At 72.0% G+C, this 21,694-nt stretch carries 19 protein-coding genes; 9 read left to right on the forward strand and 10 right to left on the reverse strand.

The genetic code is table 11. The features are described 5' to 3' along the window. Positions 1–20: 20 nt before the first annotated feature. From AB0G11_RS34700 to AB0G11_RS34710, 3 genes are read right to left on the reverse strand one after another with little or no spacing between them, the layout of a single operon-like run. Positions 21–254, reverse strand: a complete 234-nt coding sequence (locus AB0G11_RS34700; RefSeq protein WP_219502572.1) for a helix-turn-helix transcriptional regulator — start codon at positions 252–254, stop codon at positions 21–23. Positions 255–268: 14 nt separating this feature from the next. Next, positions 269–1,123 (reverse strand): ABC transporter permease, encoded by an 855-nt coding sequence (locus AB0G11_RS34705; RefSeq protein WP_219502569.1) that lies wholly within the window; start codon positions 1,121–1,123, stop codon positions 269–271. Beyond that, entirely contained in the window at positions 1,120–1,998 is an 879-nt protein-coding gene (locus AB0G11_RS34710; RefSeq protein ID WP_246644362.1) for an ABC transporter ATP-binding protein, read from the reverse strand. Before AB0G11_RS34710 ends, AB0G11_RS34705 begins: the two co-directional genes overlap by 4 nt. A gap of 180 nt (positions 1,999–2,178) precedes the next feature. Here AB0G11_RS34710 and AB0G11_RS34715 point away from each other — a divergent pair, with 180 nt between their 5' ends. The 8 genes from AB0G11_RS34715 (at position 2,179) to AB0G11_RS34750 (ending at position 8,981) form a co-directional block, all read left to right on the forward strand. After that, positions 2,179–3,807, forward strand: a complete 1,629-nt coding sequence (locus tag AB0G11_RS34715; RefSeq protein ID WP_219502563.1) for an SPFH domain-containing protein — start codon at positions 2,179–2,181, stop codon at positions 3,805–3,807. Further along, positions 3,804–5,033 (forward strand): SPFH domain-containing protein, encoded by a 1,230-nt coding sequence (locus AB0G11_RS34720; protein ID WP_219502560.1) that lies wholly within the window; start codon positions 3,804–3,806, stop codon positions 5,031–5,033. The genes AB0G11_RS34715 and AB0G11_RS34720 overlap by 4 nt, the downstream gene beginning before the upstream one ends. Before the next feature lie 9 nt (positions 5,034–5,042). After that, on the forward strand, positions 5,043–5,816 hold the full coding sequence (locus AB0G11_RS34725; protein ID WP_219502556.1) for a sporulation protein: 774 nt from the start codon (positions 5,043–5,045) through the stop codon (positions 5,814–5,816). Positions 5,817–5,957: 141 nt separating this feature from the next. Then, a complete protein-coding gene (locus AB0G11_RS34730) occupies positions 5,958–7,010 on the forward strand; it encodes a hypothetical protein (RefSeq protein WP_246644361.1) in 1,053 nt (350 codons plus the stop codon). Beyond that, entirely contained in the window at positions 7,007–7,621 is a 615-nt protein-coding gene (locus AB0G11_RS34735; RefSeq protein ID WP_219502553.1) for a hypothetical protein, read from the forward strand. The genes AB0G11_RS34730 and AB0G11_RS34735 overlap by 4 nt, the downstream gene beginning before the upstream one ends. Before the next feature lie 9 nt (positions 7,622–7,630). After that, positions 7,631–8,428 carry an inositol monophosphatase family protein gene (locus AB0G11_RS34740; RefSeq protein WP_219502550.1) on the forward strand — a complete coding sequence of 266 codons (798 nt, stop codon included), beginning with the start codon at positions 7,631–7,633 and terminating at the stop codon, positions 8,426–8,428. A gap of 119 nt (positions 8,429–8,547) precedes the next feature. Then, positions 8,548–8,823 (forward strand): hypothetical protein, encoded by a 276-nt coding sequence (locus AB0G11_RS34745; RefSeq protein WP_219502547.1) that lies wholly within the window; start codon positions 8,548–8,550, stop codon positions 8,821–8,823. Next, positions 8,820–8,981: a hypothetical protein gene (locus AB0G11_RS34750; protein ID WP_219502537.1), complete on the forward strand. Its 162-nt coding sequence runs from the start codon at positions 8,820–8,822 to the stop codon at positions 8,979–8,981. The genes AB0G11_RS34745 and AB0G11_RS34750 overlap by 4 nt, the downstream gene beginning before the upstream one ends. Here the strand turns inward: AB0G11_RS34750 and AB0G11_RS34755 are convergent. Together AB0G11_RS34755 and AB0G11_RS34760 are read right to left on the reverse strand one after the other, a co-directional pair. Beyond that, positions 8,974–9,423 (reverse strand): hypothetical protein, encoded by a 450-nt coding sequence (locus tag AB0G11_RS34755; RefSeq protein ID WP_357590940.1) that lies wholly within the window; start codon positions 9,421–9,423, stop codon positions 8,974–8,976. The two genes, AB0G11_RS34750 and AB0G11_RS34755, sit on opposite strands and share 8 nt — an antisense overlap. A 38-nt stretch (positions 9,424–9,461) precedes the next feature. Beyond that, positions 9,462–10,634: an SLC13 family permease gene (locus tag AB0G11_RS34760; RefSeq protein ID WP_357590942.1), complete on the reverse strand. Its 1,173-nt coding sequence runs from the start codon at positions 10,632–10,634 to the stop codon at positions 9,462–9,464. A 57-nt stretch (positions 10,635–10,691) separates the two neighbouring features. On the opposite strand from AB0G11_RS34760, the gene AB0G11_RS34765 reads away from it, so the two are divergent. Next, positions 10,692–16,265: a TIR domain-containing protein gene (locus tag AB0G11_RS34765; RefSeq protein ID WP_357590944.1), complete on the forward strand. Its 5,574-nt coding sequence runs from the start codon at positions 10,692–10,694 to the stop codon at positions 16,263–16,265. A gap of 40 nt (positions 16,266–16,305) precedes the next feature. On the opposite strand, the gene coaE is transcribed toward AB0G11_RS34765, so the two are convergent. The 5 genes from coaE to AB0G11_RS34790 form a co-directional block, all read right to left on the reverse strand. Then, positions 16,306–16,908 carry a dephospho-CoA kinase gene (gene coaE, locus AB0G11_RS34770; protein ID WP_357590946.1) on the reverse strand — a complete coding sequence of 201 codons (603 nt, stop codon included), beginning with the start codon at positions 16,906–16,908 and terminating at the stop codon, positions 16,306–16,308. 9 nt (positions 16,909–16,917) lie between these two features. Then, the gene (locus tag AB0G11_RS34775) at positions 16,918–17,367 is read right to left on the reverse strand and encodes a GNAT family N-acetyltransferase (RefSeq protein ID WP_357590947.1); all 450 of its coding nucleotides are present in this window, start codon (positions 17,365–17,367) and stop codon (positions 16,918–16,920) included. Positions 17,368–17,376: 9 nt separating this feature from the next. Then, positions 17,377–18,525: an epoxide hydrolase gene (locus AB0G11_RS34780; protein ID WP_219502522.1), complete on the reverse strand. Its 1,149-nt coding sequence runs from the start codon at positions 18,523–18,525 to the stop codon at positions 17,377–17,379. A 152-nt stretch (positions 18,526–18,677) separates the two neighbouring features. After that, complete coding sequence (rpsA, locus tag AB0G11_RS34785) at positions 18,678–20,159, reverse strand: 30S ribosomal protein S1 (protein WP_219502519.1); 1,482 nt, start codon at positions 20,157–20,159, stop codon at positions 18,678–18,680. A 201-nt stretch (positions 20,160–20,360) separates the two neighbouring features. Then, the gene (locus AB0G11_RS34790; RefSeq protein ID WP_357590949.1) at positions 20,361–21,449 is read right to left on the reverse strand and encodes a polysaccharide deacetylase family protein; all 1,089 of its coding nucleotides are present in this window, start codon (positions 21,447–21,449) and stop codon (positions 20,361–20,363) included. Positions 21,450–21,694: the final 245 nt, after the last annotated feature.

Genomic DNA, 21,694 nt, shown 5'->3' on the forward strand with positions numbered 1-21,694 from the left:
GGCCCGACCGACAGAATCGGTCAGGCCGTCCGCTCCCCGATGCGGGGGAAGGGCGCGGTGGAGAAGACGACCTCCACCGGCACCTCGAAGTATTCGGCTATCCGCAGCGCCAGGTAGAGGCTGGGGCTGTATTCGCCCCGCTCCAGGTAGCCGACGGTCTGGTAGTGGACCCCCAGGGCGTCGGCCAGCTGCCTGCGGCTGACGCCCCGCTCGGCGCGGAGCAGGGCGATGCGGTTGTAGACGGTCTCGCTCATCGTCGCCCATCTTCTCAGCCGATGCGCTGCAGTGCCCGATCGCGCCGCGACTGCATGAGGGAGCCCGACTCGCGGCGGGCCATCCGGCGCAGGATCGGCGGCGCGAGCAGGAGCCCGGCCACGGTCCAGGCCAGCAGCACGCCGATCGTGGGCAGGGTGCGCCAGGAGCCGCCCAGCTCGGCGGCGGCCGCCGCGCCGGGCAGCAGGGCCGAGCGCATGCCGAGCCCCAGCCAGTAGATCGGGAACGCCTGGGCCAGGCCCTGCAGCCAGCCGGCGAGCGCGGTGATCGGGTAGAAGATGCCGGAGATGGCGGTGAGCGCGCCGAAGCAGAGCATCGACAGCCCGGCGGCGGTCTGCGGGTTGGCGCTCAGCGAGCCGATGACGGCGCCCCACGGCAGCATGGCGGTCAGCCCGAGCACCGCCACCCAGAGCACGGTGAGCCAGCCGCCCGCTCCGGCGGCGGCGAGCTCGGGCAGCAGGATCAGCCCGGCGACGGACACGAGCAGGAGGCTGCCGAGCGCGGAGAGCGAGACCGACACGACGCGGCCGACCAGGTAGCCGAGCATGCCCTGCGGCAGCGCCTTGGCCCGCAGCAGCGTGCCGTCCTCGCGTTCGACGGACAGGGAGCCGACGGCGCCCATGAGCCCGTTGAAGGCCATGCCGAGGCCGAGGATGCCGGGCATCGTGGCGGCGGCGAGCGACAGGTCGGTGCCGGGCACGGTCGCGCCGCGCTGGAAGTAGAGCACGGTGACGAACGCGGCCGTGGTGACGAGCGTGAAGCCGATGTCCTGGGGGTTGGCGAGGGCGTGCCGGAACTCGATCCACCCTCTGGCCAGGCCGAGCCGGGCGGCGTGCGCGGTGGGGTTCATCCTTCCTCCTTCTTGAGGATGGCCATGTAGGTGTCCTCCAGCGTGGCGCGCCGGACCTCCAGGTCGCCGATCTGGTCGCCGTACTGCTGGAACAGGCCGCGTACGAAGCCGGTGGCGTCCTCGGTGGCGTGCACGAAGTGCTCGCCGTCGCGGCTCCAGCGGACCTGGGCGTCGCGGGAGGCCTCGCGTGACAGCTTGTCGGCGCTGCCGTCGGCGACAATCCGGCCGCCGGCCAGGATGAGGATGCGGTCGGCGAGCTTCTCGGCCTCGTCCAGGTCGTGCGTGGTGAGCAGGATGGTGGTGTCGTCCAGGTCGGACAGCCGGTGCACCAGGTCGTGGAAGTCGCGGCGGGCCTGCGGGTCGAAGCCGGCGGTCGGCTCGTCGAGGAAGAGCACCTCGGGGCGGCCGACGATGCCGATGGCCACGTCGAGGCGGCGGCGCTGGCCGCCGGACAGCCGGCTGACGCGCTGCCCGGCGTGCCCGGTCAGGCCGACGGCCTCGATGAGCTCGGCGGTGGGCGTCGGGCGCCGCCGGCCGGGGGCGGAGTAGGGCGCGTAGTAGCGACCCAGGTGGTCGAGGAGGCCGTGGACGGTCCAGCGGCCGTGGTCGCGCCAGGACTGCAGGACGACGCCGAGGCGGGCCCGCCAGCGTTCGTCGCCCTTGACGGGCTCGGTGCCGAGCACCCGCACGTGGCCGCCCGACGGGGCGCGGAAGCCTTCGAGGATCTCGATCGTGGTGGTCTTGCCCGCGCCGTTGGGGCCGAGCAGCGTGACCACCTCGCCGGGGGCCACCCGGAAGTCGACGCCGCGCAGCACCTCGTGGGTCCCGTAGCTCATGCGCAGGTCGCGGACCTCGATGGCGGAGGCGGCTTTCATCACAGTGATGTCTCCATCCAGTGTCGTAGCAGCGCCCATGACCCCCTCCATATAGTAGGTGTACTACATTGATAGCACATATACTATTGATCGCAATACTCCTATGACATTCGATTGCAAGCGATCTTTAAGTCGCACCCGATACGGTCGAATCCGCCTGTAGCGGAAGAGGAAGGTGCGATGTCACGACCCAGAGAGGCCTTGATCCAGGCAGGCCAGGGCGTAGCCCAAGCGGTCGCCCAAGGAGGAAACGTACGCCAGGCCATGAGCCAGGCGGTCGGGCAGGTCGCCCAGCAGGCGGGCCAGCTCGGCGGGCAGGGTCAGGGCTTCGCCCTCAACCCGCACGACTTCGCCGCCGCCCGTGACGGCGGCGTGTCGATCGGCACGCAGATCGAGGCGCGCACCGCGTCGCTCAACGAGGCCGGCGAGATCGTCAACCGCAGCTTCGCCGAGAACGGCATGCACGTCATCTCCCCGGTGGTGATCCCCAAGGGCAACACCGCCAAGGTGATCGTGCCGCTGGGCATCCTCATCGTTCTCGGCCTGATCGGCGCCCTCGGCAACGTCATCCCCAACACCGAGCTGTTCTTCGGCCCCCACTACTGGGTCGTGCTGGTGCTGGCGGCCGTGTTCCTGTGGTGGCGGCGCAGCGTGGTCATGGTGCCCGAGGGCTGCAAGGCCCTGATCACCAAGTTCGGCAAGCTCGTGCACATCGCCGACCCGGGCCGCGTGACGCTGCTCAACCCCTGGAAGCGGGTCAGCTACATCGTCAACACCACCCGCGAATACCCCTTCAACGCGCCCATCAGCGAGGCGCCCACCCAGCAGGGCGTCAAGGCCAGCGTCGACCTGTTCCTGCAGTTCAGGATCGAGAACCCGGCCGAGTTCATCTTCGTGCTCGGCTCGGTGAGCGGCTTCCAGTCCAAGCTGCAGAACGCCATCAGCGAGGTCACCCGGTCGCTGATCTACGCCCAGCGCGCCGAGGACATCTACGACCTGGTGGGCGAGAGCACGGTCGGCATGCTCGACAACCTCAACCAGCAGTTCCTGCCCGCCGTGCGCCTGACCGACGTGAACATCACGCACGCCGAGCCGTCCAGCCAGGAATACCGCATGGACCTGGCCGCCCCCGAGATGGTCCGCGTGGCCAAGGAGGCGTACACCTACGAGTACGAGCTCCAGCTCCGCAAGGAGCAGAACGAGGGCGACCTGATCAAGGAGCTGGCCGGGCTGCAGGAGACGCTGAGCGCCATCCAGGCCGAGATCGCCGGCTACCAGGCCCGCATGGACACCGCGCTGGAGCGGGCCACCCACCAGGCGACCGCGCAGGCCAGGCAGCGCCTGGTCGAGGCCGAGTCGTCCGCCAAGGCCAACTCGGCGCTGCTGGAGGCGCAGGCGCTCGACATCCGGGCGCTCAGCGCGGCCGAGGCCCCCGAGATCCTCGACTACCGCTTCCAGCAGGACCTGCTGGACAAGCTGGAGACGGTCTCCGGCCGGCTGCCCCAGGTCGTGCACGTCGGCGAGAACAGCGACATCGACTTCCTGGAGCTGGCCCAGCAGCTCGTCGGCAGCAAGGCCGCGGTGCTGTTCACGCCCGAGGACATGGCCGCCATCCGCTCCCGCCTGGCCGAGATCGGCAGGCGCGTCTCCGGCCGCGAGGCCGAGATCGGCGCCCTGCTCAAGAAGGTCGAGGACGAGGTCACCGAGGCGCCCGACCCGGACCTCGCCGTCCTGGGCTCCCCCGAGGGCCGCCATCAGGCCGCCCCCGAAGGCGCCGTCCCCCAGAGCATCGAGGGTGAGGTCCGATGAGCCGCGAGTTCTCGAAGATCAAGGAGTCGCTGGCGTCCTGGTCGGAGATCCGCCAGCTGCTGCGCGGCGGCGAGCAGGGCCAGCTCGTCCCCGTCGTGATCCCCAAGGACCGGCGCGGCTTCTCCTGGATGGCGCTGGTGTTCATCGCGGTCTACTTCGCCGGGATGGCGGTGCTGACCGACTGGACCGTCATGGCCGCGCTGGCCGCGCTGTTCTTCCTGCTCGTGGCGCTGCTGACGGTGTGGCGCCGGGCCATCATCGAGATCGAGGAGGGCACCACCGGGGTGCGCAGCCACTGGGGCGCCATCACCGGCACGCTGCCCCCTGGCCGCCACTACCTGTGGCTGCCGTGGGACCGGGTCGACGCGGTCGTCGACACCTCCACCGAGATCCCGTACTCGGCGCCGATCGTGGCCTGCCCGACCGCCGAGAACGTGCCGCTGAAGTCGATCGAGTTCTTCCTGAAGTTCCGCATCGTCGACCCGGTGGCGTTCGTCCGCACGATCGGCGCCGGCAACTTCGACCTGGTGCTGTCCAGCGCCGTCCAGGACGCCATCCGGCAGCGCAGCCGCAGGGTCAACACCGAGCGGGCCTACGACCTGCGCGGCTCCGACGTCGGCGACATGCAGGACGCGCTCAACCGCCAGCTCGGCCGCTACGGGGTGCGCGTCACCGGCGCCAACATCCCCGACGTGCAGCTGCCCGACCAGTACCAGCAGCACCTGTCCACCCGCGAGAAGGTCGCCAAGGAGCTGTCGGCCTACGAGCGCGAATGGGAGCTGACCCGCAAGCGCCGCATCGACACGCTGCTGATGGAGATCGAGCGGTCCAAGAAGACCCGCGACGCCCGCGTGGTCGAGGTCAAGGCCGCCCACAACAAGGCGCGCAAGGACGTGGCGCGCATGCTGGAGGAGCAGGAGACCGAGGCGCAGCGGGTGCGCTGGGAGATCGAGGCGCGCGGCCGGGCCGAGCTGACCGCCGCCGAGAACGAGGCCAAGGCGCTGCGCCGGCTGGCCGAGTCCTACCGCGACAACCGGGCCGTGCTGCAGTACGAGCTGGCCCGCAAGCGCCTCGACGTGGGCGCCAAACTGGCGGAGAACGCCCCGCAGCCGCTGGTGGTCCGCACCCAGCAGGGCGGCGGCGACTCCGCGCTGTCCACCCTGCTGCTGGCCCAGCTTCTCCCCCGCTTCTCGGCCAACGGCAAGGACCAGGCGCCGACCCCCTAAGGAGGACTCATGGTGTTCCGCAAGCTGATGGCCGCGTTCGGCGCGGGCGTCGAAGTAGACACGGTGCTGACCAACGCCACCGTGCGCCCCGGCGAGCCGCTGCGCGGGGTGGTCAACTTCCGCGGCGGCGGCTCCGACTACAAGGTGGAGGGCATCTACCTGGACCTGACCGCCGTGGTCGAGGTCGAGTCGGGCGACAACGAGTACAAGACGACCTACAGCTTCCTGCGCCAGGCGGTCGCCGGGCCGTTCCAGCTCGCCGCCAGGGCCGAGCACGGGCAGCCGTTCGAGATCCCGGTGCCGTGGGAGACGCCGATCAGCGCGATCGGCGGCCACGCGCTGCCCGGCATGCGGCTGGGCGTGCGCACCGAGCTCGCGCTGGCCGGAGCCCTGGACAAGGGCGACCTCGACCCGCTGTTCGTCACCCCGCTGCCGGCGCAGGAGCACGTCATCCGCGCCCTGGACCGGCTCGGCTTCCAGTTCAAGAAGGCCGACCTGGAGCGGGGCACGCTGCACGGCTCGACGATGCCGTTCTTCCAGGAGATCGAGTACTACGCGGGCGGCCAGTGGCGGCGTCACTTCAACGAGCTGGAGCTGACGTTCATCGCCGGGCCGAGGCAGATGGAGGTCATCCTGGAGGCCGACCAGCGCGGCGGCTTCCTGACCTCCGGTCACGACTCCTACAACCGCTTCACCGTCCGCTACGGCGACGCCCCGGAGGCCGTCGACCAGGCGCTCCAGCACGGGCTGGAGCAGATGGCGCGCCGGCGCGGCTGGTTCTAGCCGGCCCGGCGACGGGAGGGCGGCGTCCGCGCCGCCCTCCCGTCCTTCATGGAGAGGTACGCCTTCCGCGCCTGGCAGGGACCTGACGCGCTCGTTACCATGACCCCGGGACTGACTGATCGTCGGGATGCGGGGCGAGCGATGGCACGGTTCGTGGGGGCGTTGCGGCGGATCGCCCCTTGGGCGGCCCAGAACGCGGACGTGGCGATCGCCTTGGCGCTGGCCATCGTGGTCGGCGTGCTGGGCATCATGCCCGACGACATCGTCCCGCCCAGCGTCCAGGCGCAGCTCGTCAGCGCCGCGACGCTGGTGATCCTGGCCCTGGTGGCGACCGCGCTGCTGCGCGACCGGGCGCGGCAGGCCCCCGTCGAGGAGACCATCACCTCCGGCGCGCTCGCCCAGCTCCCCGTCCGGCTGGAGCGGCTGGAGCAGATCGAGAACCTGGTGCAGGGCACCCGCAAGGCGCTCGACGCCCTCCAGCTCGTCCGGGTGCTCGGCAGCTCCCAGGAGATCGCCCAGGCGCACGCCGACGCCCGCCGCGACACCTCCCGGTGGAGCTTCAAGGGCGGCACCGGCACCTACCTGCGCGCCGTCACGCTGCCCGTGTGCGTGGCCGCCGCCCGCCGCGACAAGCGCCACCTCACCGTACGGATCGAGATCATCGACCCGACCGACGCCGAGGTGTGCGAGACGTACGCCCACTACCGCCGCTCGCTGTCGGACCTGCCCGACGGCACCGGCGAGACGTGGACCACCGACCGGGCCAGGAAGGAGTCGTACGCGACGATCCTGGCCGCGTTCTGGCACCGGCAGCGCTACGGGCTGCTCGACATCGGCGTGGGCCTGTCGGCCACGATGACGACGTTCCGCTGGGACCTGTCCAGCAGCCGCCTCATCATGACCGTCGAGGACCCGAACATGGCGATGACGGCGCTGGCCGACACCTTCTACTACGAGAACGGCGACACCGAGCTGCGCCTGAGCTTCGAGCAGGCGCGCCGGGTGCCGCTGGAGATGTACAAGCGGGTGCCGCTCAGCGACGAGCCCACGATCGAGGAGGTGCAGGACCTGTTCGAGCGCATCGGGATGCCGCTCCCCAAGTCCTACGACGGGCGCGACGTGGTCGACATCGCGCGCAAGGCGCTGCGCGCCGTCGACCCGTACGGCGAGCCGGCGCGCGGGCACGGGTCATGAGCTACGCGGGCGTCTACGAGCAGGTCGTTCAGGGCCGGGCCAGGGCGTGGGCGCTGGAGGCGGTCTCCGGCGAGGTCCGGGCCGTGCGGCACCCCCTGGGATTCGTCTGCCTCCCGCTGGAGCGGGACGGCGGCGAGGGGGTATGCATCCATCTGTGGTCCGATTCGCTCGCGCCGGCGACCAGCACCACCTCGCAGATCCACTGCCACAGCTGGGACCTGGTCAGCCACGTGCTCTACGGCCAGGTGCGCAACGTGCACGCGGTGCTCGACGACGCGGGCCCGAACGCGACGCACCGGGTGTTCGAGGTGGTCAGCGCCGCAGACGGCGACCGCATCTCACCCACCCCGCGCACGGTCCGGCACCGCACCGGCCTGGTGGAGTCGTTCGGGCCGGGCGACACCTACACGCTGCCGGCCGGCCGCTTCCACAGCAGCGTCGTGCCGGAGGGCGGCGAGGCCGCCACGGTCGCGCTCGGGCGGGGCCGCCCGGGCAGCCGCGACCTGTCGCTTGGCCCGCTCGGGGCGGGCGACCACCACGTGTCGAGGCAGCCGCTCGACGCCCGGGAGACGGCGCTCGCCGTACGCCTGATCACCGCCCGCCTGAGCTGAGGGGTGCCGATGGACCTGGACCGCGCGCGAACGCTGGCCGTCGAGGCGGCCGAGGCCGCCGGGCGGCTGCTGGTGGACGGCGCCGCGGGCGCGGTGGGGGTGCGGGCCAAGGGCGGCTCCGGCGACGTGGTGACCGATCTGGACCTGGCGTCGGAGAAGCTGCTGCTGGAGCGGATCCTCACCGCCTACCCGTCGCACGCGGTCATCGCCGAGGAGTCGGGGCTGCTGGGCGTCTCGGGCAGTGAGTGGACGTGGCTGGTGGACCCGCTCGACGGGACCAACAACGTGGCGATCGGGCTGCCCGCGTACGTGGTCGGGCTGGCGCTGTGCCACGGCGGGCGACCGGTGCTCGGGGTGGTGCACGACCCGGTGACGTCCCGTACGTGGTCGGCGGTGCGCGACGGCGGCACGCTGGACTCCTCGGGCGCCCGGATGTCCCTTCCGCACCGGTCCGCACCACATGGGCCGCTACTGGCTTGGACCCAGGGGTATGCTGTGACCAGGCACGACGCTGCGGCGCGAGCGCTGCGCACGAGGCTGGAGCTGGCTGCCAGGCGGGTGCTGCAGTTGTGGGCCCCGCTGCTGACGTGGGCGATGCTGGCGCGCGGCGACATCGACGCGATCATCGGCTACCGCGCGGAGCTGATCGACCTGCCGGCGGGCGTGCTGATCGCACGGGAGGCGGGCGCCGAGATCCGGGCGCTCGACGGCGGGCCGTTCGACGAGAGCATCGAGGGCACGGCCGACCGCAGCTTCGTGGCGGCCCACCCGAAGGCCATGCCGGGGCTGCTGTCGCTCCTGGCGTGACGATCTTGAATTCGTAAAAATCTTGAAGGTCCGGCGCGGAATGTCGATAACTTTCCGCGCCTTTCGACGTCTCACTAACAGGTGCGCGTTCCGGCGGCACCGGTGGAGAGGAGAACCCCATGGCGACCATGCTGACCCGGCTGAGCGTGACGGAGCTCGCGCAGGTGCTCTTCGCCTCCGCCGTGCAGCCGTCCGACACCGCGTCCGGCGCCGTGTCCGCGAGGGAGATCCGGGCGGCGATCGACCGGAGGCTGTGCGCGTGCGGCGGCCACGCCGGATGCGCCGCCTACGTGGCGCAGGAGGCGGGCGACCACCCGGACGCCTTCGTCACCCGCATGCGCTGGGCGCTGGAGGCCGTGGCGGGCGCCTATCCCGGTCCACGGGCGGCGGCATGAGCGGCGACGAGCGCAGGGAGTGGGCGCATCCGTGGTTCGCGGCCGTGGTCGGGCCGCGGCCGTCGGAGGAGAGGCCGGACAGGCCGGCCGAGGAGGACGAGCGCCGCGTCAGGCGCCGCGCTCGCCGCGTCGCGACGGTGCGCCGCCGCACTACTTGAGGAGATACTTGCACAGGCCCTTGGCGGTGACGACTCGCTCGCCGTCGACGGTGATGCGGCAGGGCGCGGGCCTGAACTGGCCGTTCTTGTCACGCACGGAGCCGGCCACGATGGAGACCAGCCGGCCGACCTCCTGCTCGGCGCCGGTCAGCTCGATGTCGGCCGTCCTCGACCAGGGCAGGGTGGCCGCGGTCTCGGTGCCGCTCTCGTCGGCGTTGTAGGCGATCGGCTGGACGGCCTCGCCCTTGCCGAGCACCTCCAGCTTGACCTTGCGCACCACCTTCTGCGGGGTTCCGGAGCTCGCCGGGCTCTGGGAGGGCGTGGACGCCGAGCTGGAGGGGGTGGGCACCGAGGCGGCGGAGCCGGACGTGCCGCAGCCGGTCAACGCTGCCGCCGCCACCAGGGCAAGACCGAAACATCTGATCAGAGGTGATTTGGCCATGGCGACCATTGTCCCCGACTTCCCCCGCCCCCGGTCCCTCAGCCGAAGGCCACCAGCGCCCACGTGGTCGCCAGCACCCCGGTGACGGCCAGCCCGGCGCCGGTCAGCAGGAAGCGGCGCATGGGCACCCGGACGTCGTGGCGGCGGCACGACTCGAACCACAGCAGCGTGGCCAGCGACGCCCACGGGGTGACGACGGTGCCCACGTTGGTGCCGACGAGCAGCGCGAACAGCTGTCCCCGGTCGCCTGCCGGGATGACGCCTTCGAGCGCCTTGTAGGCGGGCAGGTTGTTGACCACGTTGGCCAGGCCCGCGCCGACGGCCGCCGTCCGGTACGGGTCGCGCTCGTCGCCGAGCATCCAGTGCATGAGGTCGTCCAGGCCGTAGCGGCTGAGCGTGGGCACGACCAGGAACAGCCCGGTGACGAAGATCAGCAGTTGCCAGGGCACGAGCCGCCAGGTCAGCCGCTTGCGGTCGCGCACCGCGAACGCCACCACGACGACGAGCCCCGCCGCCGTGGCCGCGGCCCACACCTCGACCCTGGCCAGCAGCGCGACGATGAACAGCACGCAGGCCGCCGACGCGGCGGTGAACAGCGCCCGGTCGGCGATCGGCTCCAGCAGCGGCGGGGTGTAGCGCAGGTCGCGCCGCCGCCCGCGCCGCCAGAAGTACGCCCACAGGAACGCCATCGTGACCGCGATCGCGACCGCCTGCGGCGCCCACATGAAGGAGGCGAACTCCAGCGGGCTCAGCTCGATGCGGTGCATGGCCAGCAGGTTCGTCAGGTTGGAGACCGGGAACAGCAGGCTGGCAGTGTTGGCGAACCAGATCGTGGTCATGGCCAGCGGCAGCGCCGCGATGCGGGCCTTGGGGGCCAGGGCCAGCATCACCGGCGTGAGCAACACCGCAGTCGTATCAAGATTGAGAAATATCGTAATAAATGACGCAAAGACCGTACAAAGCAAGAAAAGGGCGAAATAGTTGCCGCGCCCGAGAACCGCCATTCTTGCCGCGATCGCGTCGAAGACCTGAGCCTCCTTGGTGAGCTCGGCCAGCACGATGACGCCCACCAGGAACACCAGCAGCGGCCCGATCTCGGTCAGGCTCGCCGTGGCCTCGGCCAGCGGCAGCAGCCCGGTCGCCACGAAGAGCAGGCCGAGCGCGAGCAACCCGACCCGGATCCAGTCGAGCACGCCAAGACGCCGCAACACCCGACGATGATCGCACACGTGCTGGGAAACTCCGATCCTCCGGGCGATACTGGGGGGATGGCACGTGACGGCAGGCCGACCCAGATCTTCGTCAGCTATTCCCCCGCCGACACGGCCTGGGCGACCTGGATCGCCTGGGAACTTGAGGCGGCCGGATATCGCACGATGATCCAGGCGTGGGACTTCGTGCCCGGCACCAACTTCATCGACTTCATGGACCGCGGCGTCAGCGAGGCGCAGCTCGTCGTGGCGGTGCTGTCGCGCAACTACCTGAGCTCGCGCTACGGCCGCCTGGAGTGGCAGGCCGCGCTGCGCGCCGACCCCGACAACCCCTCCAACAAGCTCGTCACGATCCGGCTGGAGGACGTGCAGCTCGAAGGGCTGCTGTCCACGATCACCTGGGTCGACCTGCTGGGCGTCACCGACCCGGGGCAGGCCAGGGCGGCGCTGCTGGGCCGGGTCGGCGAGGCGCTGGCCGGCCGGGCCAAGCCGCAGGCCGCGCCCGCGTTCCCGACCGCCGGGGCGCCGCCCGCCGCGGTGCCGACGCTGCCGCCGCCCGCCGACCCGGCCCGCGCCCGGCGCACGCCGGTCTCCGCGCCGAAGTTCCCGCCCGCCACCGGGCCGAGGGAGCGCCGCGAGTCGCTCGCCGTGCTGCACATCGCCGGGCCGCGCTTCGGCCGGGCGCTGCCCGAGCCGGGCGAGCCGTTCACGCCCGAGGACCTCCAGGCGCGGATCTGGGCCGACCTGACCGCCATGTACGACCGGGGCATGCCGCGGCCCGACCTGATGGTGGTCAGCGGCGACCTGACCGAGTCGGGCAGCCTCGGCCAGTTCGGCCAGGCGACCCAGTTCGTCACCGACTTACGGCTGCTCATCGGGCTGGAGCCGCACCGGCTGGTGATCGTGCCGGGTCCGCGCGACGTCACCAAGGCCGCCGCGAGCGCCTACTTCCTGACGTGCGAGGCCGACGACGTCACCCCGCAGCCCCCCTACTGGCCCAAGTGGCGGCACTTCGCGGGCCTGTTCGGCGAGGTCTACCAGGGGCTGGACGACCGGGTGTTCGACGGCGGACAGCCGTGGACGCTGTTCGAGGTGCCCGACCTCCAGGTGGTCGTGGCCGGGCTCAACTCCACGATGGCGATGAGCCACCTGGAGCGCGACGCCTACCCGCTGATCGGCGAGGCGCAGGCCGCCTGGTTCGCCGAGCGGCTGCGGCCCTACGAGGAGCGAGCGTGGCTGCGGCTGGGCGTGATGGGCCACCCGCCGGCCGCGCTGCACGACGCGCCCGCCTTCGACCGGCTGCTGGCCCACCGGCTCAACCTGCTGTTCCACGGCCCCGGCCAGGCCGGTGAGGCGGCGATCGCCGCGCCGCGCGCCGGCCGCCACCACGTCGTCGAGCTCACCCCCGCCGAGACGCGCGTGTGGCTGCCCGACGGCGGCGCGCCGGAACGTTCCCGGCGCACCTGGCGGGCCGCCCGCGCCACCTTCACCGGCGAGACCCCCGGCACGCCGCCTCCCGCGCTGGCCGCGAGCTCGGGCGAGCGCGAGCCGAGCCCCGTCGATCTGCTGCTCGACCGCATCACCGAGGTGTGCGAGGCCCGCCACGAGCGGGCCCGCATCCGCCGCCTGCCCGGCCACCTGGTGGTCACCCACCCAGAGGACGGGTTCGTCCGCCAGCTCATGATCGGCGCGCACGTGGGCGAGCTCACGCCCGCCGACGCGGCCGACTTCGTCCGGCGCGCGCACGCGGCGGAGCTGGCCGCCGAGCTCGTCTACCAGGGGCCGCCCCCGGCCCGCGCGCTGCGCGAGGACCTCATGCGGCGCGGCGTGCGGCTGCGCAGCTTCACCGAGTTCCAGGGGCTGCTCGACCTGTCGGGCTACGTCGGCGAGCAGACCGCCAGGCTCGCCGCCGACCACCGCTACCCGCCCGAGCTGTACGTGCCGCAGCGCTACCGCGAGCTCGACCGGCCCGGCCAGCACGTCAAGGACGGCCTGACCGACGAGCTGATGCGGCTGCTGTCGGCCGACCACGGCCGGTTCCTGCTGCTGCTCGGCGACTTCGGCCACGGCAAGACGTTCGCGCTGCGCGAGCTGGCCCGGCGCATCCCGGTCGAGCTGCCGCACCTGACGCCGATCTTCATCGAGCTGCGCGCCCTGGACAAGGCCCACTCCGTCGACGGGCTGGTGGCCGCCCACCTGGCCAACCACGGTGAGGAGTTCATCGACCTCAAGGCGTTCCGCTACCTGCTGCGCCAGGGCCGGATCGTGCTGCTGTTCGACGGGTTCGACGAGCTCGTCACCCGGCTCACCTACGACAGGGCAGCCGACCACCTGGCGACGCTGCTGGCCGCCGCCGAGGACAAGGCCAAGATCGTGGTCGCCAGCCGCACCCAGCACTTCAAGTCGCACAGCCAGGTGCTGACGTCGCTGGGCGAGATGGTGGGCGTGCTGCCGCAGCGGCGGGTGCTCGGCGTCGAGGACTTCACCCACGACCAGATCCGCTCCTACCTGGCCAACCGGTTCGACGACGGCGACGAGGCCGGCGCCCGCATGTCGCTCATGGAGGGCATCAAGGACCTGCTGGCGCTGGCGCAGAACCCGCGGATGCTGAGCTTCATCGCCGACCTCGACACCGACCGGCTGCGCATGGTGGCCGGCGCCCGCCACACGATCAGCCCGGCGCTGCTGTACGAGGAGATCCTGCAGTCGTGGCTGGCCTTCGAGGAGCGCCGGGCCAAGGTGCCCGGCTCGCCCGCCTCGCTGACCAGGGACGAGCTGCTGCGGGCGGTGACGGCGCTGGCGCTGCGGCTGTGGGACTCCGGCGAGTCGCTGCTGGGCCTGGACGAGCTGACGGAGATCGCCGAGACGCTGGTCGACCTGGCCAGCGGCCAGCTCACGGTAGCTCACACCGCGCACGCCGTGGGGTCGGGCAGCCTGCTGGTGCGCACCGAGGAGGGCATGTTCGGGTTCATCCACACCTCGGTGATGGAGTGGCTGATCGCCCGGCACGTCGCGGCCACCCTCGGCTCCCCCGCCGCGCTGTCGCGCGGGCCGCTGTCGGCGCTGAGCATCGAGTTCCTGTGCGACCTGGCCGACGTGCCCACACTGCGCGCCTGGGTGGCCGACCCGCCCGCCGACGACGTGGCCCGCGCGAACGCCGTCAAGATCGCGGCCAGGCTGCGCACCCCGGCCAAGGCCGACCTGCGCGGCGCCAACCTCAAGGGCGAGGACCTGTCGGCGCGCGACCTTCAGGAGGTCGACCTGACGGGCGCCGACCTGAGCGGGGCCACGCTCGCGGGCACCAACCTGACCAGGGCCGTCCTGCGTGACGCGAAGCTGACCGGGGCCCGGCTCGACGGGGCCGTGCTGGCGGGGGCCGACCTGCGCGGCGCCGACCTGTCGGGGGCCCGGCTGGCCCGCTCCGACCTGAGCGACGCCTCGGTCGAGGGCGCCCGCTGGCACCGGGCCGCGCTCATCAACGTGACGGGCACGCTGCCCCACCTGCCGGGCGCGGCCGTGGCCCCCGGCCAGCCGGTGGAGATCCAGCTCGCCCCGGCCGCGATCGGCGTCCCGTACGGCTATCACTTCCAGACCAGCCGGCTGCCGGAGCCGATCGCCTACAGCCCCGACGGCTCCACGATCGCCATCGGCAACGAGGACGGCGACGTGCTGCTGTGCGCGGGCGGGCTGCCGGTGCGCACGCTGCACGGCCACGGCGGCCGCGTCTACGCGGTCGCGTTCGCCGGCGAACTGCTGGCCACCGGCGCGAGCGACGGCACCGTACGGCTGTGGGACTCGGCCACCGGCGAGCCGCTGCGGCAGCTCACCGGGCACGCCGACGGCGTGTGGCCGCTGCGGCTGAGCCCGTCGGGCGAGCTGGTCGCGGCGGGCGGCGGCGACGGCGTAGTGCGGGTCTGGGAGACCGCCACCGGCGACCTGGTGCACGAGCTGGCCGGGCACCAGGCGCCCGTCTACACGGCCTCGTTCGGCGGCTCGACGCTGGTGACCGGCGACTCGGCGGGCGTGGTGCGGGTGTGGAGCCTGGCCGGCGGCGAGCTGACCGGCACCCTCGACGGCCACCGCGGCTCGGTGTTCCGGGCCGTGCACAGCCCCGACGGCACGCTGCTGGCCACCGGCGACGAGGCGGGCACGCTGCGGGTGTGGGAGACGCGTACGTGGACGTCGCGGGCGGCGCTCACCGGCCACCGCGGCAGCCTCTACTGCGTGACGTTCTCCCCCGACGGGTCGCTGCTGGCCACCGGCGACACCTCCGGCGACGTGCGGCTGTGGGACCCGGAGGGAGAGTTCCGCGGCCTGCACACCACCCACGCCGCCGCCGTCTACCAGGTGGCGTTCTCGCCCGACGGCCACACGCTGGCCACCGGCGACGCGGGCGGCGTGGTGCGGCTGCAGCCGGTCGGCTCGCCGCACCGGGTGGAGCTGACCGGGCACCGCAGCTCGGTGTGGCCGTTCGCCTGGCGGCCCGACGGCGAGCAGCTCGCCACCAGCAGCAACGACGGCACCGTACGGCTGTGGGACCCGGTGTCGGGGCAGTGCCAGCGGGTGCTGCGCGGCCACGGCAGGCGGATCACCTCGGTGCGCTTCAGCGCCGACGGCTCGATGCTGGCCACCAGCGGCAACGACGGCGTCGTGCGCGTGTGGGAGCCGCGCGCCGGGCGGCTGCTGCGGGAGGTGCCCGGCCGCGCCGACCGGCTGGTGTCGGCGCTGTTCTCACCGGCCGGGCCGGTCCTGGCCGCCTCCAGCAACGACGGCGGCGTGCACTTCTGGAACGCCGCCACCGGCGACTACGAGCGCGAGCTCAACGTCGAGACCGACCACGTGTGGGCCGAGGCGTTCAGCCCCGACGGCAACATGCTGGCCACGGCCAACGACGACGACAGCGTGCGGATCTGGTGGCGCTCGACCGGCCGCATGGTCACCAACCTCGGCGACCACCGCGGCCGGGTCCGCTCGATCGCCTTCAGCCCCGACGGCCGCTACGTGGCCACGGGCTGCGACGACCGGCTGGTCCGGCTGTGGCACGTGGAGTCGGGCGGCCGGGTGGCGACCCTCGAAGGGCACACCGACCGCGTCTACTCGGTGGCGTTCTCGCCCTCCGGCCGCCGGCTGGCGAGCGGCGGCAACGACGGGCTGGCCATGCTGTGGGAGCTGCGTCCCGGCCAGCCGTGGCAGCCGGCGCTGCGCCACACGATGCGGGCGAGCGCGGGACGGCTGTGGAGCGTCAGCTTCGACGCCTCGGGCGAGCGGCTGGCGACCGGCGGCGACGACCGCGCCGTGCGCGTGTGGGACGCCGCCACCGGGCGGCTGCTGCACACGCTGCCGGGACACTCCAGGCGCGTCTGGTCGGTCGCCTACAGCCCTGTCTCCGACCTGCTGGCCAGTGCGGGGGACGACGGCGTGGTCATCCTCTGGGAGGGCGCTGAGCGCCGTACGACGCTGCTGGGGCTGCCCGAGGGGTGGGCGGCGCTGGCTCCGGACGGGCGTTACAAGGTGCACGGGGACACGGCCGGGCAGTTCTGGCACGTGCTCGGCATGGCGCGCTTCGAGCTCGGCGAGCTGGACGCGCACCTGCCCGGGGTCCGCCAGGTGCCGCTCGACGCGCCCTTCTGACGGCGACCTCCTGACCGCGGCGCCGTGGCAGCGCGGGCGGTCAGGCGCGGGCGGCGCGCCTGACGAGGTCGTCCCACACCTCGGCGACGCGCGCCTCCAGCTCGTCCAGGCCCGCCTCGTTGGGGATCACCACGTCGGCCACGGCCAGGCGCTCGTCACGGGTGGCCTGGGCGGCGATGCGGGCCCTGGCGTCGTGCTCGGCCATGCCGCGGTGCTCGGCCAGCCGGGCGACCCGGACGTCGTCGGCCGCGTCGACCACGATGACGACGTCGTACATGGGGGCGAGCTTGTTCTCCGCCAGGAGCGGCACGTCGTAGACGACGATGGCGTCGTCGTCGGCCTCGCCCTGCAGCCGGGCGACCCGCTCCCCCACCAGCGGGTGGACGATGGCGTTGAGCGCGGCGAGCCGGTCGGGGTCGGCGAAGACGATGCCGCCGAGCTTCTCCCGGTCGAGCGAGCCGTCGGCCCGCAGCATGCCGTCGCCGAACTCCGCCACCACCCGGGCCAGGCCGGGCGTGCCCGGCTCGACGACCTCGCGGGCGATCCGGTCGGCGTCGATGACCACGGCGCCCCTGGCGGCCAGCCGCCTGGCCACCTCGCTCTTGCCCGACCCGATGCCGCCGGTGAGTCCGATCTTCAGCACGCCCGCAGCCTACCCGCGCCGCAGGTGGACCAGCGTCAGGTGGTCGTCCATCCGCTCGCGGTGCGTCTCGCGGTAGCCCAGGCGGCGGTAGAGCCTCAGGTTGGACTCCGACAGGTGGCCGGTGAACAGGTCGAACGCCTCGGCCTCCGGCACCCGCTCGTGCAGCGCGGTCAGCAGCGCGGTGCCCAGGCCCCTGCCCTGCCGGTCGGGGGCGACCACGAGCCGCCCGACCAGGCACGTGGCCCCGGCCAGGGTGCCGCGCACCGACCCGACGACGCGGCCGGACTCGACGGCCTTGAGCACGACCCCCGCCTCGATGGCCTTGCGGACCTGCTCGACGGACTCCACCAGCGGCGGGATGTACGGGTCGCCGTAGAGCTGGGCCTCGCTCACGTACGCGGCCCGCTGGAGGGTGAGGATCTCGCCCGCGTCCGCGCCCGCCGCCCGCTGGATGTCCATCCGAGCACCCTACTTCAGCGGCAGGCTCCCGAAGAAGGCGCGGAGGTCGGCCACCACGTCGCCGGGGACGGCCATGGCGACCATGTGGCTGGGGCTGTGGCGTCCGCCCCAGTGGGTGAGCGTGTTCTTGCGCCCGGCGATCCGCGCGAAGGCGGCCGGGCCACCGTGCGACACGCCGGTGGGCACGGCCGTCTGGTCGACGGGCAGGCCGGCGGCGCCCTCGTAGTAGGTCCACGACGACGAGCCGCCGGTGCCGGTCAGCCAGTAGAGGGAGGCGTTGGTGAGCAGCAGGTCGCGCGGGATCGGCTCGGCGGGGGTCTCCTCCGGCCAGCCGTCGAACTCCTTGTACCGCTCGACCAGGTAGGCGAGCTGGGCCACGGGCGAGTCGGCGAAGCCGTGCGCGAGCGTCTGCGGGCGTGCCGCCAGGTAGGGGCCGTAGCCGCTGCCCTGGCCCATCCAGGCGGTCGCCGCCTCCAGCTCGGCGCGTTCCTCCTCGGTCGCGCCGGCGAGCTCGGCCGGGTCGCCGGTGGGGATGCCGAGGCCGGCGGTGATGTGCGCGCCGGCCACGTGCTCGCTGTCGAGCGCGGCGAGCTGCGGCGTGACCAGGGCGCCGGCGTCGTTGCCGTGCGCGCCGTAGCGCTCGTAGCCGAGCCGGGCCATGAGCTCGGCCCAGACGCGGGCCACCCGGGCGACGGACCAGGGCCGCTCGTCGGCGGGCTCGGGGAACGGCGAGAAGCCGAAGCCGGGCAGCGAGGGCGCCACCACGTGGAAGGCCACCGCCGGGTCGAGGCCGTGCGCGCGCGGGTCGGCGAGCGGCCCGGCCAGCTCCAGGAACTCGGCGACCGAGCTGGGCCAGCTGTGCGTGAGGATCAGCGGCAGCGCGCCGGGCTCGGGCGAGCGCACGTGCAGGAAGTGCACCCGCTGCCCGTCGATCTCGGTGGTGAACTGCGGGAACGCGTTCAGCCTGGCTTCCTGCGCCCGCCAGTCGAACCCGTCGGCCCAGTACGCGGCCAGCTCCCGCAGGTAGTCCACCGGGACACCGCGCCGCCATCCGCCACCGGGAAGCTGCCGCGCCCAGCGGGTGCGGCGCAGGCGGTCACGCAGGTCGTCAAGGTCGGCTTGGGGGATGTCAACGCGGAAGGGCGTGATGTCGTTCATGGGGCCCACGATGTCGCCCCATACGGAAAGGATGCTTCCGCATAGGGGCATTTCGGGAGGCCCGTTTTCCGGCGCGGGCGGTCCGGTTCCGGGAACGACGAAAGGCCCCGTACGGAGATCCGTACGGGGCCTTCGTTCAGCGATCAGCTAGCTCAGCTCTGGCCGCCCGCGAGCTTCTCGCGCAGAGCCGCGAGAGCCTCGTCGGAGGCGAGAGCGCCGGCCGCCGGAGCGGACGAGGAGCTGCTCGACTGGGGCTGCGACTCACCGCTGTAGGACGAAGGAGCGGCTTCGCCGGCCTCGGCCTCGGCCTTGCGGGCCTCTTCGATCTGCTTGCGGTGGGCCTCGTAGCGCTGCTGGGCCTCGGCGTACTGCCGCTCCCACTCCTCACGCTGCTTGTCGAAGCCCTCGAGCCACTCCCCGGTCTCCGGGTCGAAGCCCTCGGGGTAGATGTAGTTGCCCTGGTCGTCGTAGGTCGCCGCCATGCCGTAGAGCGTCGGGTCGAACTCGACCTCGGTGCCCACGCCCTCGTTGGCCTGCTTGAGGGACAGGCTGATCCGGCGACGGTCGAGGTCGATGTCGATGATCTTCACGAAGATCTCGTCGCCGACCTGGACGACCTGCTCCGGGATCTCCACGTGGCGCTCGGCCAGCTCGGAGATGTGGACCAGGCCCTCGATGCCCTCCTCGACCCGGACGAACGCGCCGAACGGCACCAGCTTGGTGACACGGCCCGGCACGACCTGGCCGATCTGGTGGGTGCGGGCGAACTGCTGCCACGGGTCTTCCTGGGTGGCCTTGAGCGACAGGGAGACGCGCTCGCGCTCCATGTCGACGTCGAGGACCTCGACCGTGACCTCCTGGCCGACCTCGACAACCTCGGAGGGGTGGTCGATGTGCTTCCAGGACAGCTCCGACACGTGGACCAGACCGTCGACGCCACCCAGGTCCACGAAGGCACCGAAGTTGACGATCGAGGACACGACGCCCTTGCGGACCTGGCCCTTCTGGAGGGTGTTGAGGAAGGTCTGGCGAACTTCCGACTGCGTCTGCTCAAGCCAGGCGCGGCGCGACAGAACCACGTTGTTGCGGTTCTTGTCGAGCTCGATGATCTTGGCTTCGAGCTCGCGGCCGACGTACGGCTGCAGGTCGCGGACACGGCGCATCTCGACCAGGGACGCCGGGAGGAAGCCACGGAGGCCGATGTCGAGGATGAGACCACCCTTGACGACCTCGATGACGGTGCCGGTGACGATGCCGTCCTCGTCCTTGATCTTCTCGATCGTGCCCCAGGCGCGCTCGTACTGAGCACGCTTCTTGGACAGGATCAGGCGGCCCTCCTTGTCCTCCTTCTGGAGAACCAGGGCCTCGACGTGCTCGCCGACCTCCACGACGTCAGCAGGGTCGACATCGTGCTTGATCGAAAGCTCGCGCGAGGGGATGACACCCTCGGTCTTGTAGCCGATGTCGAGAAGAACCTCGTCTCGATCGACCTTGACGACGGTGCCCTCGACGATGTCGCCGTCGTTGAAGTACTTGATGGTCTCGTCGATCGCGGCGAGGAAGGCTTCCTCGGACCCGATGTCGTTGACCGCTACCTGCGGGGTGCTCGAGGTGGCCTCAGTGCTGGACGTCATGTGTGGAATTGCTCCGAACGCGGACAGATGTCGATGTGGCGATGCGCGGCAGGCCCTCTTCCGCATCAAGCCGAGGAGTTACGACATCGACGTGACCGAGCGCGAGCCCGCTCCGTCTGAGGCGCGCGCGAGCCCACAGCGCAGCGATCAGCATATGAGACCATCGCCACGGGGTCAATCCAACCGGCACATCCACCGCGGCTAGTAAGCGTTGACCCGAGGCCTGTGCTTTGCCTCGATATTACCCCGAAGCCGACGAGGGATGGAGACGCGCTCCGGGTCGCCGTCGGACACATAACGCTCGCCCGGGTGCTTGTCCAGCCATTCCAGCCAGTACTGCGAGCACCACTTGCGGCATTCGCCCTTCTTGCCGTTGCTCTGGATCCGCTGGATCGCACCCCTGTCGAATTTTTTCGCGTACGGCGAAACGGACGGCTCGGCCCCGGCCAGGAACACCCCGTCGTAGTCGTAACGCGTGCCCTCCCACGCCCCCTGCCGGGCCGCCTTCTTCGAACGCGGCATCGACCCGTACGGCAGCGCCAGCGTCGTCACCTTGTCCACGCCCAGCCGGCCCAGCATCCGGTCGAGCCTGGCGATCTGCTTGCGCACCTTCTTCGTGCCGAGCGAGCGCAGGTCCGGATGGGACCAGGTGTGGTTGGCCACCTCGAACCCGTTGCCGGTCAGCCAGCGCACCGCCGCCTCCTGCTCCCGCTCGCTCCGCAGCCCGAACGGCGTCTGGTTGACCCAGAACGTGGCCACCGGCCGGAAACCCGGATGGCGCGCGGCCACGTCCAGCAGGATGCCCACCGCCGTGTCCCGGGCGGGCTTCCCGGCGGCGTCCAGCGCGAAATGGCTGGGATGGCCGTCGTCGAACGTGAGCACGACCGGGAACTTCCCGGCCGGCACCCGGATGTCGCCCGCCGCGAACTCCGCCGCGCTGATCGGCACGTACCCCTTCCTGGCGAGCTTCTCCAGCTCCTGCCTGAACTGGGCCGGCGTGCGGTCGATCGACGAGCGCCGCTTGCCGACCAGCCGGTGGTACATCAGCACCGGGACCTTGCCCAGCTCGTTGGCCTTGACCTGCTTGGCGAACTCGGGGGTCGCCACGACGCCCGGCGGCTCGGCCACCTCGCCGACCGCCGGGCCCGTCGGCGCCGCCGTGGACCGTTCCTGGGCCCGCGCGGGCGGGGCCGCCACCGGCCGGTCGCCGGGCACCAGCCAGAGCCCGACGATCGCCGTGACCACGACCAGGACGTTCGTCACGCCGATGATCCGCGTAAGGGACTGCACAAAACTCCTGTGCCACTCGGGGAAAGCTTCCCTCAGCGTAATCCAAAGGATCACGAAAAAAGTGCCATGCCCCGCCGAACCAGGACGAAACCCACCCCCACCGCAACCCACCCAGGACCCCGCCACCACCTGCCCCGACGCCCCACCCGAAGGCAACCACCCCCGCAAGCGCGCCCCCGAGGGCCCCCACCGCGCCGAGGCCCCGACCGCCCCCGAGGGGCCCGCCGTACGGGAAGGCGGCACGA

Origin of the sequence: Nonomuraea sp. NPDC023979 (genome assembly GCF_040639085.1) — a bacterium.
GTDB classification, from domain to species: Bacteria; Actinomycetota; Actinomycetes; order Streptosporangiales; family Streptosporangiaceae; genus Nonomuraea; species Nonomuraea ceibae.

What these genes read in the sequence shown, in the direction of transcription:
- AB0G11_RS34700 (WP_219502572.1), bottom strand. Translation starts at nt 254, where the DNA reads ATGAGCGAGACCGTCTACAACCGCATCGCCCTGCTCCGCGCCGAGCGG.
- AB0G11_RS34705 (WP_219502569.1), bottom strand. Translation starts at nt 1,123, where the DNA reads ATGAACCCCACCGCGCACGCCGCCCGGCTCGGCCTGGCCAGAGGGTGG.
- AB0G11_RS34710 (WP_246644362.1), bottom strand. Translation starts at nt 1,998, where the DNA reads ATGAAAGCCGCCTCCGCCATCGAGGTCCGCGACCTGCGCATGAGCTAC.
- AB0G11_RS34715 (WP_219502563.1), top strand. Translation starts at nt 2,179, where the DNA reads ATGTCACGACCCAGAGAGGCCTTGATCCAGGCAGGCCAGGGCGTAGCC.
- AB0G11_RS34720 (WP_219502560.1), top strand. Translation starts at nt 3,804, where the DNA reads ATGAGCCGCGAGTTCTCGAAGATCAAGGAGTCGCTGGCGTCCTGGTCG.
- AB0G11_RS34725 (WP_219502556.1), top strand. Translation starts at nt 5,043, where the DNA reads ATGGTGTTCCGCAAGCTGATGGCCGCGTTCGGCGCGGGCGTCGAAGTA.
- AB0G11_RS34730 (WP_246644361.1), top strand. Translation starts at nt 5,958, where the DNA reads ATGGCACGGTTCGTGGGGGCGTTGCGGCGGATCGCCCCTTGGGCGGCC.
- AB0G11_RS34735 (WP_219502553.1), top strand. Translation starts at nt 7,007, where the DNA reads ATGAGCTACGCGGGCGTCTACGAGCAGGTCGTTCAGGGCCGGGCCAGG.
- AB0G11_RS34740 (WP_219502550.1), top strand. Translation starts at nt 7,631, where the DNA reads ATGGACCTGGACCGCGCGCGAACGCTGGCCGTCGAGGCGGCCGAGGCC.
- AB0G11_RS34745 (WP_219502547.1), top strand. Translation starts at nt 8,548, where the DNA reads ATGGCGACCATGCTGACCCGGCTGAGCGTGACGGAGCTCGCGCAGGTG.
- AB0G11_RS34750 (WP_219502537.1), top strand. Translation starts at nt 8,820, where the DNA reads ATGAGCGGCGACGAGCGCAGGGAGTGGGCGCATCCGTGGTTCGCGGCC.
- AB0G11_RS34755 (WP_357590940.1), bottom strand. Translation starts at nt 9,423, where the DNA reads ATGGCCAAATCACCTCTGATCAGATGTTTCGGTCTTGCCCTGGTGGCG.
- AB0G11_RS34765 (WP_357590944.1), top strand. Translation starts at nt 10,692, where the DNA reads ATGGCACGTGACGGCAGGCCGACCCAGATCTTCGTCAGCTATTCCCCC.
- AB0G11_RS34775 (WP_357590947.1), bottom strand. Translation starts at nt 17,367, where the DNA reads ATGGACATCCAGCGGGCGGCGGGCGCGGACGCGGGCGAGATCCTCACC.
- AB0G11_RS34780 (WP_219502522.1), bottom strand. Translation starts at nt 18,525, where the DNA reads ATGAACGACATCACGCCCTTCCGCGTTGACATCCCCCAAGCCGACCTT.
- rpsA (WP_219502519.1), bottom strand. Translation starts at nt 20,159, where the DNA reads ATGACGTCCAGCACTGAGGCCACCTCGAGCACCCCGCAGGTAGCGGTC.